The sequence below is a fragment of the Pseudomonas sp. S5D5 genome (genome assembly GCF_003013355.1).
GTDB classification, from domain to species: domain Bacteria; phylum Pseudomonadota; class Gammaproteobacteria; order Pseudomonadales; family Pseudomonadaceae; genus Aquipseudomonas; species Aquipseudomonas aylmerensis.
This window is the reverse complement of sequence record NZ_PTEO01000001.1, coordinates 1-17,752: the sequence shown is the minus strand read 5'-3', so window position 1 is coordinate 17,752 and position 17,752 is coordinate 1. Positions and strand designations below refer to the sequence as shown.

Below are 17,752 nucleotides of genomic sequence, written 5' to 3'. Positions count from 1 at the left end.
TTCCCGATGCGCGCTCTACTCGTGCTGTTCAGTCTGGTGCTGTCGTTATCGACGGCCCAGGCCGCTGACAAACTCCAGGTGGTTACCAGTTTCAGTATTCTCGATGACATCACCCACCAGATCGGTGGCGATCACATCCAGATCAGCAACATGGTCGGCCCGGATTCCGACGCCCACACCTACGAGCCCACCCCGGACGACGCCAAGGCGCTGCTCAAGGCCAGGCTGATCATCAAGAACGGCCTGGGCTTCGAACCCTGGCTGGACCGCCTGGTGACCAGCACCGAAACCAAGGCCACCGTGGTCACCGCCAGCAAGGGCGTGATTTCCCACACCATGGAAGAGGACGGCGAAACCATCCCCGACCCGCACGCCTGGCACAACCTGGCCAACGCCGAAATCTACGTGAACAACATCACCAAGGCCTTGGTCGCCGCCGACCCGGCCAACAAGGCCGACTACCTGCGCAACAGCCAGGTCTACCTGAAAGAAATCTACCGCCTGCTGGCCGAAGCCAAGACCAAGTTCGGCGCACTGCCGCCGGGCAACCGTCGCATCGTCACCTCCCACGACGCCTTCGGTTACCTGGGCCAGGCCTATGGCATCGAGTTCCTCGCGCCCCAAGGCTTGTCCACCGAGCGTGAACCGTCGGCTGCCGAAGTCGCTGCGCTGATCACCCAGATCCGCAAAGACAAGGTCAAGGCGGTGTTCATGGAAAACATCAAGGACTCGCGCCTGCTCAAGCAGATCGCTGACGAAAGCGGCGCGCAGATCGGCGGCACGCTGTACTCCGATGCCCTGGCCGCCGAAGGCCCGGCCAGCACCTTCACCGGGCTGTTCGAATACAACCTCAATACCCTGTGCGCCGCCTTGGGCAAGCCATGACCGTGAGCATGCTCGAACTGGAAGAGGCTGCCCTCGGCAGCCGCTTTCCACTCGACCCGGTGCTCGATGCCTTGGCGTGGAACAGCGATGGGCTGATCGCCGCCATTGCCCAGCAACACGGCAGCGGCGAGGTATTGATGCTGGCCTGGATGAACCGCCAGGCCCTCACCGAAACCCTGGCCACCGGGCAGGTCTGCTACTGGTCGCGCTCGCGCCGGCAGCTGTGGCGCAAAGGCGAGTCGTCCGGCCACTGGCAGCAGCTGGTGGAAGCGCGGCTCGATTGCGACGGCGACGCAGTGCTGCTGATCGTCGACCAGCAAGGCCCGGCCTGCCACACCGGCCGCCCGACCTGTTTCTACAACGCCATCGACGGTCATTACGTTCACATCATTACGGAGCCCGCTGCATGATCCGCAAGAACCCTTCCGGCGATCTGCCGGTGATCGCCGAATCGGCCTACGTCGACAAGACCGCGATCATCTGCGGCAAGGTCATCATCGGTGAGAACGTGTTCGTCGGCCCCTACGCCGTGATCCGCGCCGACGAAGTCGACGCCAGCGGCGCGATGGACCCGATCACCATCGGCGCCAACTCGAACATCCAGGACGGCGTGGTCATCCACTCCAAGTCCGGCGCGGCGGTGACCATCGGCGAGTTCACCTCGATTGCACACCGCTCCATCGTCCATGGCCCCTGCTCCGTCGGCGACCGTGTGTTCATCGGCTTCAACAGCGTGCTGTTCAATTGCGCCGTGGGCGACGGCTGCGTAGTGCGCCACAACTCGGTGGTCGACGGCCGCGACTTGCCCGCCGCGTTTTACGTGCCCTCCACCACGCGCATCGGGCCCAACACCGACCTGTCGCAATTCCCGCCGGTCAGCGTCAGCGCCTCGGAGTTTTCCGAAGACGTGGCGCGTACCAACGTCGACCTGGTGCGCGGCTACAAAGCCCTGCAAAACGAGTTCTGAACCATGAGCCGCCTGCTGATCCGCAACGCCCGCCTGGTGAATGAGGGCCAGGAATTCGACGCCGACGTACTGCTTGCCAACGGCCGCATCGAGAAGATCGCCGCCAGCATCGAGGGCTGCAATGCGCCGGTGGCCATTGACGCCCAAGGCCAGTGGCTGCTGCCGGGCATGATCGATGACCAAGTGCATTTCCGCGAGCCTGGCGCACCGGACAAAGGCAGTTTCTACAGCGAGTCCCGGGCGGCCGTGGCCGGTGGCATCACCAGTTTCATGGACATGCCCAACACCAACCCGGCCACGCTGACCCTGGAAGCCCTGGCCGATAAAAAGCGCCGCGCGGCCCTGCACTCGGTGGCCAACTACGGCTTTCACTTCGGCGTGAGCAACGACAACCTCGACACCATTGCCGCGCTCGATCCGCGCGAAGTGGCCGGGGTCAAAGTGTTCATGGGCGCCTCCACCGGCAACATGCTGGTAGACGACCCGAAGGTTCTGGAGCGACTGTTTGCCGAGGTGCCCACCCTGCTCCTCGCCCACTGCGAACACACGCCGAGCATCCAGGCCAATGAACAGCGCCTGCGCGAGCGCTTCGGGGACAAGATCCCGGCGGTTGCCCACCCGCTGATCCGCGATGCCGAGGCGTGTTATCGCTCGTCTTCTTTTGCCGTGGAGTTGGCCAGGCGCTTGGGGACGCGCTTGCACGTACTGCACCTGACCAGCGCCCGAGAGTTGGAGCTGTTTGAAGACCTGCCCTTGGCGCAAAAGCGCATCACGGCGGAAGTCTGTGTGCACCACCTGCTGTTCGATGACCGCGACTATCACCGCCTTGGCCACCAGATCAAATGCAACCCGGCGATCAAGACTCGCGCCGACCGCGACGCCCTGCGCCGGGCCTTGTTGAGTGATCGCCTGGATGTGATTGGCACTGACCATGCGCCGCATACCTGGGCGCAAAAGCAGCTGGGGTACCGGGACGCGCCAGCGGGTCTGCCGCTGGTGCAGCACGCGCTGCCGGCGTTGTTGGAATTGGTCGCCGACGGGCTGCTGCCGTTGACCACCCTGGTGGCGAAAACCAGCCACCGCGTCGCCGACTTGTTCGCCATCCCGGATCGGGGTTATTTACGTGAAGGGTATTGGGCCGACCTGGTGCTGATCAAACCCGAGCCTGCAGGCAAGCCGGTCAGCGACGAGCCGATCCTGGCCCGCTGCGGCTGGACGCCTTTTGCCGAGCGGCGCTTTCGCCACAGCGTCAGCACCACGTTGGTGTCTGGCCACCTGGCCTGGCACAAAGGCCAGGTGGTCGACAGCTGCCAGGGCTTGCCGCTGCATTTCCTGCGTTAAGCGCGCGGCTTGACCGTACCGCAATCGTTGCCGAGCCACTGCGCATGACTGTCCAGGCTGCCCTTCTGCTGGATGCCGGTGGCATTGAAGGTACCGTTGACGGTGGTGGTGAATTCTTTCTGGCTCTGGAAGGTTGCGACGCCAGTGCCCTGGGCTTTCGGGCAGCTGAAGCGGAATTTCCACTGGTTGCCGGTCTTGTCGGTCACTTCCTGTTTGCAGCCCGATTGCGGGTCGGTCAGGGGGATCGAGTCAGAGGCGACTTGCGCCGGCGTGAGGCACACCTGCACGCCTTTGCCGGCCATGGTGATGCCTTGTTTTTCCAGCATCGCGCGTTGTTCGGGGGTCATCTGTTGCTTGAGCTGACCGAGGATCAACGACAGGTCCGGCAGGTCCTGGTTATCGACTTTCATGTTGCTGGTGGTCAATTCCCACAAGCCCGGCGCCAGCATCTGCGCCTGCGCCGCCACGGGCAGCGACACACCAATAACCATGGCCAAACCAAGCAGACGAGCATTCATCGGGTAACTCCTGGGCAATTGTGGGCGTTAGACGCCGCAAAAGTGCCAGTGTTGCACGGCAAATAAAATAGCGACATTCGCAGCCGTTCATGGTCTGTTAGGCACTGGATTGTCTGGAGTCATGTCGTCCATGGATTTTTTTGGCCCGCACCTGCTCGCCTACTTCATCGCCACGCTGCACTTTCTCGGGACCCTCGCCGCGATCCACGCGGTGCTGACCGTCAGGACCGCCCAAGGCTCGATCGCCTGGGCCTTGTCGCTGATGTTCATGCCCTACCTGACGCTGATTCCCTACCTGATTTTCGGCCGCAGCACCTTCGACGCCTACATCCAGGCGCGGCGCCAAGCCAACCAGGAAATGCACACCGCGATCACTGAGCTGAACTGGCGCCCGTGGGTCGAGGAAGCCCTGGCCGCGCGCAACTCCAGCGCCTACGCCTCGCTGCGCGCCATGCCCAAGTTGGGCCGCATGCCGTGCCTGGCGAACAACGAGGTGCGCCTGCTGATCAATGGCGAGGCTACCTTCAGCGCGATCTTCGACGCCATCCGCCGCGCGAAGACGGCCGTGCTGTTCCAGTTCTTCATCATTCACGACGATGAACTGGGCCGCCAACTGCACACCTTGCTGACAGCCAAGGCCGCCGAGGGCGTGGATATTCATGTGCTCTACGATCGCATCGGCAGCCACGCCCTGCCCCATCACTATGTGCAATCGCTGCGCGACGCCGGGGTCAAGGTCAAGGCCTTCGCCACCCGCAGCGGCTGGCTCAATCGCTTCCAGGTCAACTTCCGCAACCACCGCAAGATCGTCGTGGTGGATGGCGTCACCGGGTTTGTCGGCGGGCATAATGTCGGCGATGAATACCTCGGCAAAAAGCCGCCGCTGGCGCCCTGGCGCGATACCCATGTGCAGGTCACCGGGCCGGTGGTCGCGTGCCTGCAGGAGTCGTTTGCCGAAGACTGGTTCTGGGCCGCACGCGAGTTGCCGCCGCTGATCCTGCCGGACGCCTACCCGGAAGACGGTGTGCTCTGCCAATTGCTCGCCAGCGGTCCGGCCGACCCGTATGAAACCTGCTCGCTGTTTTCGTCGAGGCATCCACGCGGCGACCGAGCGCGTGTGGATCACCAGCCCGTATTTCATCCCCGACGAAGCCGTGTTTGCCGCGCTGCGGCTGGCGGTGCTGCGTGGGGTGGATGTGCGCCTGCTGCTGCCGTCGCGCCCCGACCACCGCATCGTCTACGCCGCGTCCAGCCTGTATGCGATCGAAGCGGTACGCGCCGGGGTTCGTGTATTCCGCTACACGCCGGGCTTTTTGCATCAGAAGGTGGTGTTGGTCGACAGCGAGATCAGCGCCATCGGCAGTGCGAACATGGACAACCGCTCATTCCGGTTGAATTTCGAAGTGATGTTGCTCACGGTCGACGAAGCCTTCGCCCAGCAAGTGGAACAGATGCTGCTCGACGACTTCGCCCTGGCCCATGAAGTCAGCCAGGAAGAAAGCCGCGAAACCCGCCGCCTGCAACAACTGGGCATGCGGGTCGCGCGGCTTATTTCACCCATTCTCTAGCGATCAATACGCGATCCATGTGAGAGCGGGCTTTCCCGCGAAGGCGTTACATCAGTACTCGATGAGTCACTGATAAAGCGCTTTCGCGAGCAAGCCCGCTCCCACATGTAGATCACCGCAGCTGTCATGATTGTGTTTCAGCGGTAGATATCTTCCCGCGTCCACGGCAGTTCATGGCTGCCATCGGCGTGCGGCTTGACCGCGAGGATCTGGTGCAGGTTGATCCAGCCGCGTGCAAACGCATAGGCGCAACCGGCCAGGTACAGCCGCCAGATACGCAGCGCCTGGTCCGGCACCATCTTCGCCGCCGCTTCCAGGTTGTCTTCCAACCGCTCGCTCCAGTGGTCCAGGGTGCGCGCGTAATGCAGGCGCAGGCTTTCGACATCGACCACTTCCAGCCCGACCTCACTGATTTCGGCAGTCATCATCGCCAGGTGCGGCAGCTCGCCGTTGGGGAAGACATAACGTTCGATAAAATCACCGGCGCCACGGCCCACAGGTCGACCGTCGGTGTGCTTGGCGGTAATGCCGTGGTTCATCACCAGGCCGCCTTCGCGTACCGCGCCGTACAGGGTCTTGCAGTATTCCGCCAGGTTGGCATGGCCGACGTGTTCAAACATCCCCACGCTGACCACTTTGTCGAAACGGCCATCCTGGGGCAGGTCGCGGTAATCCAGCAGTTGCAGGTCGACCTGGTCTTCCAGCCCCTCGGCCTTGACCCGTTCCCGGGCCAGCGCCAACTGCTCCTTGCTCAGGGTGATGCCAAATACTTTGACGCCGAACTCCCGCGCGGCATACCGCGCCAACCCGCCCCAACCGCAGCCGACGTCGAGCAGATACTCGCCGGCTGCAGGCGCAGCTTGCGGCACAGATGGCGAAATTTGTCTTGTTGGGCCTGGTCGATGGACTCGCTGCCGGTTTCGAAATAACCGCAGGAATACGCCATGTCCTGGTCCAGCCACAGCTGGTAGAACTCGTTGGACAGGTCGTAGTGGTAGGAAATCGCCGCTGCGTCAGTGGCCTTGTCGTGGATCGAGCGCACCGGACGACTCCCCTCGTCGTCATCGATCAGGGCGTGACTCAATTCATCACACACCCGGATCACTTCGCTGATGGAGCCTTCCAGCTCCAGTTTGCCCTCGACAAAGGCTGCGCCCAATGAATCGAGCGTGGGATGGGTGAGCTTGGAGACAACCGTGGGGTCCTTCACCACGATGGTCACACTGGGATCGGGACCCAGGTTGAATTCATGCCATCCCAGAGTCGAAGACGCAGCGGTAGCTGAAGATTCTGTAAGGCCGGTGGAAGTTGCGCGAGCATGAGTAGTCCCCCCTTGTTTCAGACGTCTGGTGTGAGGGTAGACCATCCGAAGACAAAGTAGGAGGCTATCGATTGATAGCGTTCTTCTATGGGGCTCGGCGCTCGAGCAAACCGTCCTGGATCCACTGTTTAAGCCACGTGACCGCTTGCAATGGGGCTCCCTCTGCATAAGTGACCTGCAGCTGCTCGCACAGTTCTGAAAAATTCCAGCCGGTGGTCACCATACGGCCAGCGCGCAGGCTTCTGCCGGCTCCAGGCTGCGGTAATGGCACACATTCTGATGACGCAACCAGGCAGATGTGCGCCAACGCCAACGCCTGGCTGGGCGGGAAGGCGGACTCCTCCTTGCTGGCCCGCCAGAGCGCCAGCGTATTGAAGTGGCAGAGCAACTGCTGCACCGAGGGCGCCAGACTGACCTGCAGCGCCGGCCAGGCTTCAGGCGGCAACGATGCCATGTCGTCCAGGGTCAGCGGCTGCCCTGATGGCGCATCGAATGCGAGGGTGAAGGCCATTCCAAGCGCGCCAGCTCGGCCAGCGGCGCACTCTGTTCGGCCACCAGGTGTTCGAGGATAAACCCCGGGAACCGCTCGCCCAGCCAACGCAAACTGTAATGGGCCGACGGATAACGCCGCACGTAGGCCTCGGTCAGCGCGGGCGAACTCATCGTCCCCAAGCCAATATCGGATGGCGCTGAAGTCATGCCGCAACACGTCCTGCAGCCGTGACAGGTAGGCGTTGTGATAAATCGCCAGGCCCGTGTCCACGTCCAGCGTCGGCCCACCCAGCAAAGTGGCGGCAAAGCTGCTGTCGGCCAGCGAGGTTTCAGATAACACATGCTGTTCAAACGCCAGCTGCCAATCGGTCAGGCGCATAAGGATCTCCGGGCCAGGGCGCTAGCACCCAACGCGCGAGCCTTGTCCAACTCGGTGAGCAACACGTCGAACGGCGGGAAATGATCATCGCGCTCCAACAGCGTCGAGACCGGCCCCAGGTGCTCCAACGTCTGCTGGTACAGCGCCCACACCGGATCACATACCGGTTGGTCATGGGTATCGACGACATAATCGCCGTAGTCCATATGCCCGGCCAGGTGCAGTTGGCGAATGCTTCGCAGGCGGCAGGTTGCGGATGAAGGTCCAGGCGTCGAACCCGTGGTTGCGCGAGCTGACGTAGACGTTGTTGACGTCCAGCAGCAATTGGCACCCCGACAAGTGCGTCAGCGCGTTGAGGAATTCCCACTCGGTAAATTCATCGGCCTTCGAACGCCACATAGCTGGAGACGTTTTGGGCGCTGCAGAACATCCTGCACCTGCCGCACGCGGGCGGCCACGGTAAAGGCTTTCTTCGGTGTAGGGCAACGGCAGCAGGTCATGCAGCTGGTGCGCGCTGCCGCGGCTCCAGCACAGATGATCGGAAATCCACGCCGGCTGGATGCGTTCGGCGAGGGCGGCTGCTCAGGTAATCGGTATCAAGGGCATGCGGCCCGCCGATGGACAGGGACACACCGTGCATCACCAGCGGATAACGCTCGGCGATTGCGTCCAGGTAGTACAGGGCTTTGCCGCCCTGCACCAGGTAATTTTCGGAGATCACTTCGAACAATCCACCGGCGGCGATTGTTCGAGGATCTGCTGGTAGTACTCGCTGCGTAAGCCCAGGCCGTAACCGGCTCGCAAGAGAAGTGGGCATAGGACACTCCAAGGTAAAAGTGTCCGCAGCGGTGGGAGGCAGCCGCTGCGGTTGCACTCGGTTGCCGGTTACTCGCCGACGGTGCCGCCTTTCTGGTCGCACATGGCCTTGCTCATGGAGAGGAAGCCCTGGCCTTTGCAAGAACCCTGGCCTTTGCACGCATGGTCCTTGGTTTTGCAGTCGTTCTGGCCTTTGCAGGCGTTGACGCCATAGCAATGAACCGAGGCGTCTGCGGCTTGGACCTGGGTAGCAACACCGGCAAACATCGTAGCGGCGGCCATGGCGAGAGCGGCACCGGCAGCAGCGGATTTAATGTTCATTTTGTAGTCCTCATGATCGGTAGTGGAGTCGGTCTGAACGGATTGTTCAGTCTCGACACACCACTAGAGTGAGGCCCTCTGCCGGCGTTACAGCGCTACAAAAATAATTCGAAAATTATTCCTCAAGCTTCAGCAGCGGCTCCTGAAACCGCAGCAAACGCCCGGCATTGCCCAGTACCAGCAAAGTGCTGAGGTTGTGCAGCACCGCCGCAATCATGGCCCCGGCGGCGCCCAGCCAGCCGAAGGCGGCAAACACCACGATGGCCAGCGTCCAGCCCACATGATGACCTGCAACGTGTGCCGGCACTGGCGACTCAAGCGCACACAGTGCCCAGCCGGCGCAGGTCGCTGCCGATCAACCACATCCGCCGAGGCCAGCGCGATATCCGCGCGCCCGCGCCCATGGCCACGCCGACCACACCGGCCTTGAGCGCCAGGGAATCGTTGATGCCGTCGCCCACCACCATGGGCCGAAAGCCGCTGTCGATCTCGCCGAGCACGCGGTTGAGCTTGTCTTCCGGCAGGGCCTGGGCTTCGACATCACTGATGCCCACGTCCAGCGCCAGGCTGTCGGCCACACTCTGGCGGTCGCCGGTCAGCAGCAGTTGGCGGCCCAGGCCGAGGTCGCGCAGTTCCTGCAGCGCCTGGCGGGCTTCGGGCTTGACGCTGTCGGCGAGCAATAGCCAGGCGACGAATTGCCCCTTCAGCGCCAGCCCGGCAATCGGGCCGTCGTGGTCAGAACAGGCGTCGCGGCGATACCCAATTGCTCGAACAACTCCGGACGCCCCAGCGCCGCCTCGCCCTGTTCGGTCTGTGCCACCACGCCCAGGCCCTGGCGCTCGCGGATATCGCTGAGCGCCAGCCGTTGCTCCGGCGTCGCCAGCCCCGCCAACGCGCGGCTGACCGGGTGGCTGCTGGCCGAGCCGAGGCTGGCCGCCAGGTTGAGCAGCGCCTGGCGATCCGTCGATACACTCTCGATGGACTGCAAACGCAAGGTGCCAAAGGTCAGGGTGCCGGTCTTGTCGACCACCAGCGAGGTCAGGTCCGCCAACTCTTCGAGGAAGGCCGAGCTGCGAATCAGAATCCCATGCCGTGCCGCCACGGCAATCCCGGCAATCGCCGTGGCCGGGGCCGACAACACCAACGCACACGGGCACGCCGCCACCAGCACAGCCAACATCGCCTGGGCGTCATTGGTCACAGACCAGGTCACCGCCGCCAGCAATAGCACCAGCACCATGTAGCTGCCGGCGTAACGCTCCAGCAGCCGCGTGATCGGCGGCTTGGAACGCTCGGCGTTCTGCATCAGCGCAATGACCTTGCCCAGCGTCGACTCATTGCCGGTGCGGGTCACTTGCAAACGCAACAGGCCGTCGAGGTTGATCGCGCCACCAAACACTTGGACGCCGACATGGGCCTCCAGCGGCACCGACTCGCCAGTGATCGGCGCCGTGTCCAGGCTGGCCTGGCCCGACAGCACCACGCCATCGGCCGGCACGCGGTCACCGGCGCGCACTTCAACGATATCGCCGGGTTCAGCGTGCCGTTATCCACCTCATGGATGCTGCCATCGGCGTGCACCCGACGGGCATGGCGCGTCAATTTACCCAGGGCGTGGATCGCCTCCTGGAGCCGATCACACTGCGCTCCTCCAGCACGTGCCCGAAAATCATGATGATCGGCAGCAGTGCGGCGGTCAGCAGGTCACCGGTGGCCCACGCCCCCATCATCGCGAGGGCGATCAACTGGTCGGTGATGCCATGCAGGCTGGGGAAGCGCAGGCTGTACCAGGCCGAGCGCATTACCGGCACCGCGACCAGCAAGGACGCAACGCCGAGCAGCAATTGACTGACGCCACCCTGGTCCGGCGCCAGCCAGCGCCAGACCAGGCCCAGCACCAGCAAACCCAGGGCGAGCATCGCCAGGGTCAATTGCCGGGCGGCTGCGCTGCTCGGCGGAGGTCAACATGGGTGCGCTCATTGTTCGGCTCCCTGGATGATCAAGCGGGAGTCGTCTTTAGGATCGACGGTGGTCACAGCGCCGGCCTGGCCGAGAATCTTCGGCAGCCGCTCGCGGTACAAACGCAGCAGCAAGCCGGGGTCTTTCACCTGGGCCAGGCTCGCGACGGTAGCAGTCTGCGCCTGCGCATTGGCCAGGCGTTCGCTGGCCTGGGCATGGGCAACCTGCACCAGACGGTCGGCCTCCTGGTTGGCGGTCTGGGTGAGTTTCTCCGCGTCGGTACGCGCATTGGCCACCGCTTTGTCGGCCTGCTGGCTGGCGGTGAGCACGGCGTTGAAGGCATTTACCGCCGGCCCCGGCAGGCTTGATTGCACGTCGACGCGGGTGACCTGTATGCCCAATCCCAGGCCAGTGGACGTCAACTCCGCGAGGCGCTTGTTGATGCCTTGCACCAGGTCTCCACGCAGCCTTTCGCGCCGTTGCGCGGCGCCGTTGTCGGTGCCGATCAGTTCCGGGCGCGCCACCAGGATCGTGTCCAAGTCCCGCGCGGCAGTCAGGGCCACCGCGCTGCGGGTCACCAGGCGGTCCAGCGCGGCAGCACATGCTCGCCCTGCAACACAAACGCATAGGGCTCGGTGACTTTGTAGAACACCCGCACATCCAGCTGCACCACGCCGGCATCGCCGGTCAGCAAGTAGCCGGAGCCGGCCAGTGCGTCGCTCAACGGGGTGGCGAAACTGGCCACGCGGTCGGCCTGGATCGCAGCGTCGGAACGCAGCAGGTTCTCCACGCGCCGCTCGATCACGCGATCCGCCGCCGGCAACAGCACCACTTGCTCGAACGGCTGCGGCCAGGCCAGCAACAAGCCGGCATTCTGGATGCGATCCAGCGCGCCGAAGTGCAACACCACGGCACGGTTCTGCGGGTCGATCTGCCGCACATTGGAAAACGCCCAGGCCAATGCCGCCAATACCGTCACCGCGTACAGCGCCAAAGGTCAGGCGCCCAGCCTGGATCCACGGGCTGTCCGGGCTGCCACGCTCGATCATGGCTGGACGTCCTTCGGCCCGTCCACCAATGCACGGAACGGCGCCGCGTCGGTGCGCAGGATGATCCTGGTACCCGGCGTCACGACGGTGCCCAAGGTATCCAGCGAGCGCAGCAAGTTGTACAGCTGCGGGTTGCCGGCGTAGGCACGCCCATAGATCTGCGCTGCTTCGACGCGCGACTGTGCTTCGATGTCAGCCGCTTTCACCGTGGCATCGGCCTGCACGATGCGCGCATCACGCTCGGCGGCGGAACGGATCTGCGCCGCTTCACGCTTGCCCACGCGGTGCGTTCGGTCGCGATGGTTTCGCGTTCGGCACGCATGCGGTCGACCGTCGCGGTCAGCGTGACCGACGGCAACGTCAGCCGCTCGATGCCGACCTGGGCCACGCGCACGCCATAAGTAGTGAGCAATTGTTGATCAATCTGCTGGCGCAACTGAGCCTCGAAATCGGCAATGCGCACTTGGCTGGCATCCGTATTGATCAGGCTCGACAAGTCAAAACTGGCGGCCGTGGTCTCCAGCGCCGCCGACAAAGGTGCGAATCTGCCGCGCCGCTTCATCCGGCTGGTTCTGCACCGCGCGCATGAAGCGCTGCACATTGTCGGCATCGCCCTGCACCTGCCACGCCACATAGGCCTGCACGATGATGCGCAGGCCGTCGCGGGTGCCTACATCCTGCAAGCCACTGGACGTGGTGCGCAGGCGCAGGTCCACCGGGATCGCCGCTTCGAACGGCGCCGGCCAGCGCCAGCCCAGGCCCGGCTCCAGCAATACCCGCGACGGGTTGCCGAAGCGAGTAATCACCGTGGCTTCACCGGAACGCACCTGCACCAGGCTCGCCGCCGCTACGGCAAACAGCACCAGCAGCACCGCCCAGGCCATGCGCCGCCAGGGGAACGGGCCTGCCGCGTGTTCATCACCATGATGAGCGGTGGTGATGCCATGATGATGATCGTGAGAATGAGCGCTCAACAGACAGACTCCTTATTGAACGGCTTTACGCGGCACCGAAGGATCGGCCGGTAAGGTAAAAGAACGCAGATCGATCGTCGGCGCGCCATCGGCACCCAGGCGGTGATCCAGAATAAGCAGCTTGGCGTGGGCCAGGCCCTGGCTGAGTTGGCCGAGGTACTGCTCAGCACAAAGGCCTGGCCAGCCGTGGCGTAGGCCTTTTGTTCGGCAGCAAAGCGCAGGTCGGCCGCCTGGGCCCCGGCATTCACTTCACGCGCGCTGGCCAGCGCCTGGTCGCGCGCAGTACTGGCTTGCAGCAAGGCCTGGTTGGTCTGTTCGCTGGCGGCACCGCGCTCGCGGGAGATCAGGGCCTGGGCGCCAATCTGCGCGGCTTGCACGCCGTGGTAGGCATTGGCGGCACCGGCCGGTGGGTGGATGGCTTCCACGACCGTGGCGAGGATTTCCACGCCGCTGTCGAGTTTTTGCAGGTCCGCCTGCACCGCGCTGCCAATTTCGTCAGCGAGGCGAGTGCGTTGCTCGCCGAGCAATTCGTCGAGGGTGCGCGAGGCAAAGTCGTGAACCAGGATACGGCTGGCGGTGCTGCGAATCAGGGTCGGCACGTCCGCGCTGTGGTAGGTGGCGGCCAGCGCGGCCTGGTCGGTGAGGCCGATGCGGTAGACAAACGCACGTCCATTGACGATCTGGAAGCTCTGCTTGTCGCCGCTGCTGCTGGCGATCACCTGGGATTTGTCATTCACATGGCTGGCGTCCCACAACCGATTGGCGATCAACGGCGCCGGGCCCTCGGCAGGCGCCAGTTCCGGCGCAGCCGCTTCGCTGACGCTGGTGGCCAACTCATGCACCACGCCATTTTCCACGTTGATGACACGGCCCAACGGCCAGGGTAGACCTGTATGCAGGCCGGGCCCGAACACCTCGACGGGCTTGCCAAAGCGTTCATAAATCCCACGCCCCTGCAGCGGCACTTCATGCACGCCGGTCAGTGTCCAGCCGACAGCCAGCACCACCAGCAGCACCGGGAGGAATGCACGGCGCATGTAGGTAAACGCCCAGATCTGGCGCAGGTCGATGCCGAAGCGGTTGTGCAGCTCATGCTGCAAGGCGAGTAACGGTTGCGGCGGCCAGCGCAGCAGGTCGGCAATAAAGCTCTGCGCCATCAAGCGCGGCTCAAGGCGCGGTTGGCGCGGGCTGAACAGCGACAGCACGGCCCGAAGCAGAAACTCCAGCGCCACCAGGGCGGGCAACAGGCCGATCAGTGTGGCGAGGCGCAGCGGCCAGACAGACGCTGCGCCGGCAAACAGCAGGCAGATCGCGCTGACCACCAGGCACACAATCGCCACCCGTTCAACTGTGCCAATTGCGCGGCTTCCGGCCATTGCGTGGCGGTTTCCTGAGCCAGGCGCCGTTCGAACACCAGCAGACCAAACGCCAGTGCCAAGCCGAGCGCGGCACCGACACTGGCCGACTGCCCCACCGCCGCGGCGGGCAGCGCCAGGTTCCAGAACTCGATAACACTCACCAGCGCCAGCAGCGCCCAACCGCACAGCCACAACACCGGCGCACCGATCTGGGCCAGCAGGCCACTGCCCAGGCGGTTGGCCAGGCTTCGATGCCAGGTGACGGGGTCATCGGGCTGTTCGGTCAACGCCGCCACCGGTTCTTCCAGCGCCTGGGCACGCCAATCGGCGACCCACCACGCCGACTGCAACCCGGCCACCAGCACCAGCAGCGCCGACGCACAGTTGATCAACACCACCGGCCAGATCGACAGCGGCGCAAACAGCGCGACAAACAGCGCCAGCACCCAACCGGCAACGGCCAGGGCCGTCAGGCTGATGCCGGCCTGGCGCAATCGACGGGCATGGAACAGCCCTTGCTGAAAACGCGGCAGGCCTTCCACCGAAGCGCCGTCAGCCTCTAGATCCACTTGCATCTACTTAACGCCCAGTTGTACACAATTCGTTACGATATAACACGCAGCGTGAAATTTTTGTTCGAAACCCGCGTAAAACCCCTGCGGGAGTGGGCTTGCCCACGATGGCGGTCTGTCATTTATCGCTGTTCACCCTTACCCACCGCATTCGTGGGGCGGCCCGCTTGCTGATTTGCTCGGCGACGCCTCCGATAGCGTGACAAAACCCCCATAAACACGCGCCATCACTGGTGCAGGCCATGAATAATCGGCACACTCCAAACCAGTTTTTCGCGGGCTCACGGACAAGGAAGCGTCACTCCCCATGATTTCGATCTATCAGCTCAAGCCGCGTTTTCAAAACCTGCTGCGCCCCCTCGTGCAGCGCCTCTACGACAACGGCACCACCGCCAACCAGATCACCGTCCTGGCCGGCGTGGTTTCCCTGTTGGTCGGCCTGCTGATCGCCAGCTTCGCTCAACACCTCTGGCTGTTTGCGCTGATCCCGTTGTGGATGATCCTGCGCATGGCCCTCAACGCCATCGACGGCATGCTCGCGCGTGAATTTGGCCAGCAGTCGCGCCTGGGCGCCTACCTGAACTGAACGTCATCGACGCTGATCCTGCCTTTCGCGCTGATCCCCGGTGTGAGCCTGGCGCCGGTGCTGCTGGTGGCGCTGCTGGCGGTATTCAGCGAATACGCCGGCGTGCTCGGGCCCATGGTCGGTGCGTCGCGCCGCTACGACGGGCCGATGGGCAAGAGTGACCGGGCCTTCGTCCTCGGCGTGCTGGCCACCGGTGTTTGCACTGGGTTGGCTCGGCGCGGGCTGGGTCGACACCGTGATGTGGCTGGTCGCCGCCCTGCTCGCCTACACCCTGGTCAACCGGTGCGCCAGGGCCTCAAGGAACACTCAGATACTCCACCGATTGCATAAGGATTTTTGCGATGCGCGAACAGCAAGAGCACACCTTCAGTACCCATGATGGCGTCGAGCTTTTCTATCGGCACTGGCCGGCTACTGCGCCTGCGGGCGATGAGCCGCGCAAGGCGATCCTGCTGTTCCATCGCGGTCATGAGCATTCGGGGCGCATCGCGCACCTGGTGGATGAACTCGACCTGCCGCAATTCGACTTCTTCGCCTGGGACGCCCGCGGCCACGGCCAATCACCGGGCGCGCGCGGCGACAGCCCAAGCTTCGCCACCAGCGCCCGCGACGTGCAGACCTTCTGCGAGCATATCGGCGCGGCTTACAGCATCGAGGAAGAAAACTTCGCGGTGGTCGCGCAAAGCGTCGGCGCGGTAATCGCAGCCACTTGGGTGCATGACTACGCGCCGAAAATCCGCGCTGGTACTCGCCTCGCCGGCGTTCAAGGTCAAGCTGTACGTGCCGTTCGCACGGCCAGGGCTGGCGCTGATGCGCAAGTTTCGCGGCAACTTTTTCGTCAACAGCTACGTCAAGGCCAAGTTCCTCAGCCATGACCCTGAGCGCGTGGCGTCCTACGACAGCGACCCGCTGATCACCAAGGCCATCTCGGTCAATGTGCTGCTTGGCCTGTACGAAGCGGCCGACCGCGTCGTGGCCGATGCCCAGGCGATCCAGGTGCCGACCCAACTGTTGATCTCCGGCTCCGACTTTGTGGTGCACCGCAAACCCCAGCAACAGTTTTTCGACCCTTGGCAGCCTGAAAAAAGAGCTGCATATCCTTCCGGTTTCTTCCACGACACCCTTGGCGAACGCCCGCGCGGTGGCCGTGAGCAGTGCCCGGCGCTTTATCCTGCAGAATTTCACCCAGCCGCTGGACCGCGCTTGCCTGCTGGACGCCGACAAACTGGGTGCCACCTGCGCCGAGTCCGAAGCCCTCGCCGCGCCGCTGCCGCGCAATTCCCTGCGCGACCTGTACTGGCGCCTGACCCGCGCCAGCATGGGCCTGGGCAAGAACCTGTCGGACGGGGTGAAACTCGGTTTCGACACCGGCTTCGACTCCGGCAGTACCCTGGATTACGTGTACCGCAACAAGCCCACCGGCAAGGGCGGGCTGGGGCGGATGATCGACACCAATTACCTCAATTCCATCGGCTGGCGTGGCATTCGCCAGCGCAAGTTGAATGTCGAAGAACTGCTGCGCCTGGCCATGATCCGGCTGCGCGATGAGCAGCGCGAAGTGCGCATCGTCGACATCGCCGCCGGCCACGGCCGCTACATCCTGGAAGCCTTGCAGGTGTGTCGCCGCTGCCGGAGTCGATCCTGCTGCGCGACTACAGCGACATCAACGCGCGACGGTGGCGCGCTGATCCGCGAGAAGGGCCTGGGGATATCGCGCAGTTCGTCAAAGGCGATGCATTCGACCGACTGGACCTGGCCGCACTGGACCCCAAGCCGACGCTGCGGTGGTGTCCGGGCTGTATGAATTGTTTGCCGACAACGGCATGGTCGGCGGCTCACTGGCGGGTCTCGCCGAGGCCGTGGAGCCTGGCGGTTATCTGGTCTACACCGGCCAGCCGTGGCACCCGCAGCTGGAACTGATCGCCCGTGCGTTGACCAGCCATCGCCAGGGCCAGGCCTGGGTGATGCGCCGCCGCAGCCAGGCGGAAATGGACCAATTGGTGGAAGCCGCCGGTTTCCGCAAGATCACCCAGCGTGTGGACGAGTGGGGCATCTTTACCGTGTCCCTAGCACAGAAGATCTGAACATGCGCGAACCCGGCCTGTTAAAGCCAGCGGTGCTATGGCTGCTGCTGTTGGCGCCGCTGTTTTTCAGTACCTATGGCTTCGCCACCTGGGTCACCAGCCAGCGCAGCGATGTCGGCACGCTGGTGTTCGACTGGGAAACCCATATGCCCTTCTGGGCCTGGACCATCGTGCCCTACTGGTCCATCGATCTGCTCTACGGTTTCTCGCTGTTGCTGCCCAATAGCCGTCACGAGCTCAAGCAACATGCCCTGCGCCTGTTGACGGCGCAGGTCATCGCGGTGAGTTGCTTCCTGATCTGGCCGCTGCGCTTCACCTTCGAACGCCCGGAACTGGACGGCGTGTTTGGCTGGCTGTTCGCCGTGCTGGCGGGGTTCGACAAGCCGTTCAACCAGGCGCCCTCGCTGCACATCGCGCTGCTGGTGATCCTGTGGGTCATGTACCAACGCCATACGCAGGGCTTCTGGCGCTGGGTGGTGCATGGCTGGTTCGCGTTGATCGGGATTTCAGTGCTGACCACTTATCAACACCACTTTATCGACTTACCCACAGGCGCCCTGCC

The 17,752-nt window shown here is 63.7% G+C and carries 9 protein-coding genes and 11 pseudogenes; 10 read left to right on the top strand and 10 right to left on the bottom strand.

Features of this window, described 5'->3' with window-relative positions; translation table 11 throughout:
- Window positions 1-6: 6 nt before the first annotated feature.
- From C9990_RS00085 to C9990_RS00070, 4 genes are read left to right on the top strand one after another with little or no spacing between them, the layout of a single operon-like run.
- Entirely contained in the window at window positions 7-885 is an 879-nt protein-coding gene (locus C9990_RS00085; RefSeq protein WP_106802245.1) for a metal ABC transporter substrate-binding protein, read from the top strand.
- Window positions 882-1,295, top strand: a complete 414-nt coding sequence (gene hisI, locus C9990_RS00080; RefSeq protein ID WP_065902628.1) for a phosphoribosyl-AMP cyclohydrolase — start codon at window positions 882-884, stop codon at window positions 1,293-1,295. The genes C9990_RS00085 and hisI overlap by 4 nt, the downstream gene beginning before the upstream one ends.
- The gene (locus C9990_RS00075; protein ID WP_048721911.1) at window positions 1,292-1,852 is read left to right on the top strand and encodes a DapH/DapD/GlmU-related protein; all 561 of its coding nucleotides are present in this window, start codon (window positions 1,292-1,294) and stop codon (window positions 1,850-1,852) included. The genes hisI and C9990_RS00075 overlap by 4 nt, the downstream gene beginning before the upstream one ends.
- Window positions 1,853-1,855: 3 nt before the next feature.
- Entirely contained in the window at window positions 1,856-3,193 is a 1,338-nt protein-coding gene (locus C9990_RS00070; protein ID WP_106802244.1) for a dihydroorotase, read from the top strand.
- Here the strand turns inward: C9990_RS00070 and C9990_RS00065 are convergent.
- On the bottom strand, window positions 3,190-3,711 hold the full coding sequence (locus C9990_RS00065; RefSeq protein ID WP_065902631.1) for a DUF3617 domain-containing protein: 522 nt from the start codon (window positions 3,709-3,711) through the stop codon (window positions 3,190-3,192). The genes C9990_RS00070 and C9990_RS00065 overlap by 4 nt on opposite strands.
- Before the next feature lie 130 nt (window positions 3,712-3,841).
- On the opposite strand from C9990_RS00065, the pseudogene cls reads away from it, so the two are divergent.
- A pseudogene (gene cls, locus C9990_RS32960) lies at window positions 3,842-5,279 on the top strand (cardiolipin synthase).
- A 137-nt stretch (window positions 5,280-5,416) separates the two neighbouring features.
- On the opposite strand, the pseudogene cfaB reads toward cls, so the two are convergent.
- The 9 genes and pseudogenes from cfaB to hflK (C9990_RS00020) form a co-directional block, all read right to left on the bottom strand.
- Window positions 5,417-6,599: pseudogene (cfaB, locus tag C9990_RS00055) on the bottom strand (C17 cyclopropane fatty acid synthase CfaB).
- Window positions 6,600-6,685: 86 nt separating this feature from the next.
- Window positions 6,686-7,471: pseudogene (locus C9990_RS00050) on the bottom strand (putative DNA-binding domain-containing protein).
- A complete protein-coding gene (locus C9990_RS32955) occupies window positions 7,462-7,677 on the bottom strand; it encodes a DUF692 family multinuclear iron-containing protein (RefSeq protein ID WP_371920608.1) in 216 nt (71 codons plus the stop codon). Before C9990_RS32955 ends, C9990_RS00050 begins: the two are co-directional and overlap by 10 nt.
- A pseudogene (locus C9990_RS00045) lies at window positions 7,643-8,288 on the bottom strand (DUF692 family multinuclear iron-containing protein). The gene C9990_RS32955 and the pseudogene C9990_RS00045 overlap by 35 nt, the downstream one beginning before the upstream one ends.
- Before the next feature lie 68 nt (window positions 8,289-8,356).
- Window positions 8,357-8,608 carry a hypothetical protein gene (locus C9990_RS00040; protein ID WP_065902641.1) on the bottom strand — a complete coding sequence of 84 codons (252 nt, stop codon included), beginning with the start codon at window positions 8,606-8,608 and terminating at the stop codon, window positions 8,357-8,359.
- A gap of 115 nt (window positions 8,609-8,723) precedes the next feature.
- A pseudogene (locus C9990_RS00035) lies at window positions 8,724-10,588 on the bottom strand (heavy metal translocating P-type ATPase).
- Window positions 10,585-11,616: pseudogene (hflK, locus tag C9990_RS00030) on the bottom strand (protease modulator HflK). Before hflK (C9990_RS00030) ends, C9990_RS00035 begins: the two co-directional pseudogenes overlap by 4 nt.
- Window positions 11,613-12,590: pseudogene (hflC, locus tag C9990_RS00025) on the bottom strand (protease modulator HflC). The pseudogenes hflK (C9990_RS00030) and hflC overlap by 4 nt, the downstream one beginning before the upstream one ends.
- Window positions 12,591-12,602: 12 nt before the next feature.
- Window positions 12,603-14,523 (bottom strand): annotated as a pseudogene (hflK, locus tag C9990_RS00020) (protease modulator HflK).
- Window positions 14,524-14,827: 304 nt separating this feature from the next.
- On the opposite strand from hflK (C9990_RS00020), the pseudogene C9990_RS00015 reads away from it, so the two are divergent.
- The 5 genes and pseudogenes from C9990_RS00015 to C9990_RS00005 all read left to right on the top strand — a co-directional run.
- Window positions 14,828-15,436, top strand: a pseudogene (locus tag C9990_RS00015) (CDP-alcohol phosphatidyltransferase family protein).
- Window positions 15,437-15,447: 11 nt separating this feature from the next.
- On the top strand, window positions 15,448-15,981 hold the full coding sequence (locus C9990_RS32605) for an alpha/beta fold hydrolase (RefSeq protein ID WP_256595044.1): 534 nt from the start codon (window positions 15,448-15,450) through the stop codon (window positions 15,979-15,981).
- A gap of 266 nt (window positions 15,982-16,247) precedes the next feature.
- A pseudogene (locus C9990_RS32595) lies at window positions 16,248-16,754 on the top strand (class I SAM-dependent methyltransferase family protein); the annotation flags it as partial.
- Window positions 16,724-17,190, top strand: a pseudogene (locus C9990_RS32950) (class I SAM-dependent methyltransferase family protein). The pseudogenes C9990_RS32595 and C9990_RS32950, both read left to right, overlap by 31 nt.
- Before the next feature lie 2 nt (window positions 17,191-17,192).
- The coding region (locus C9990_RS00005) for a phosphatase PAP2 family protein (protein WP_177410323.1) at window positions 17,193-17,752 on the top strand (560 nt) is incomplete at its 3' end.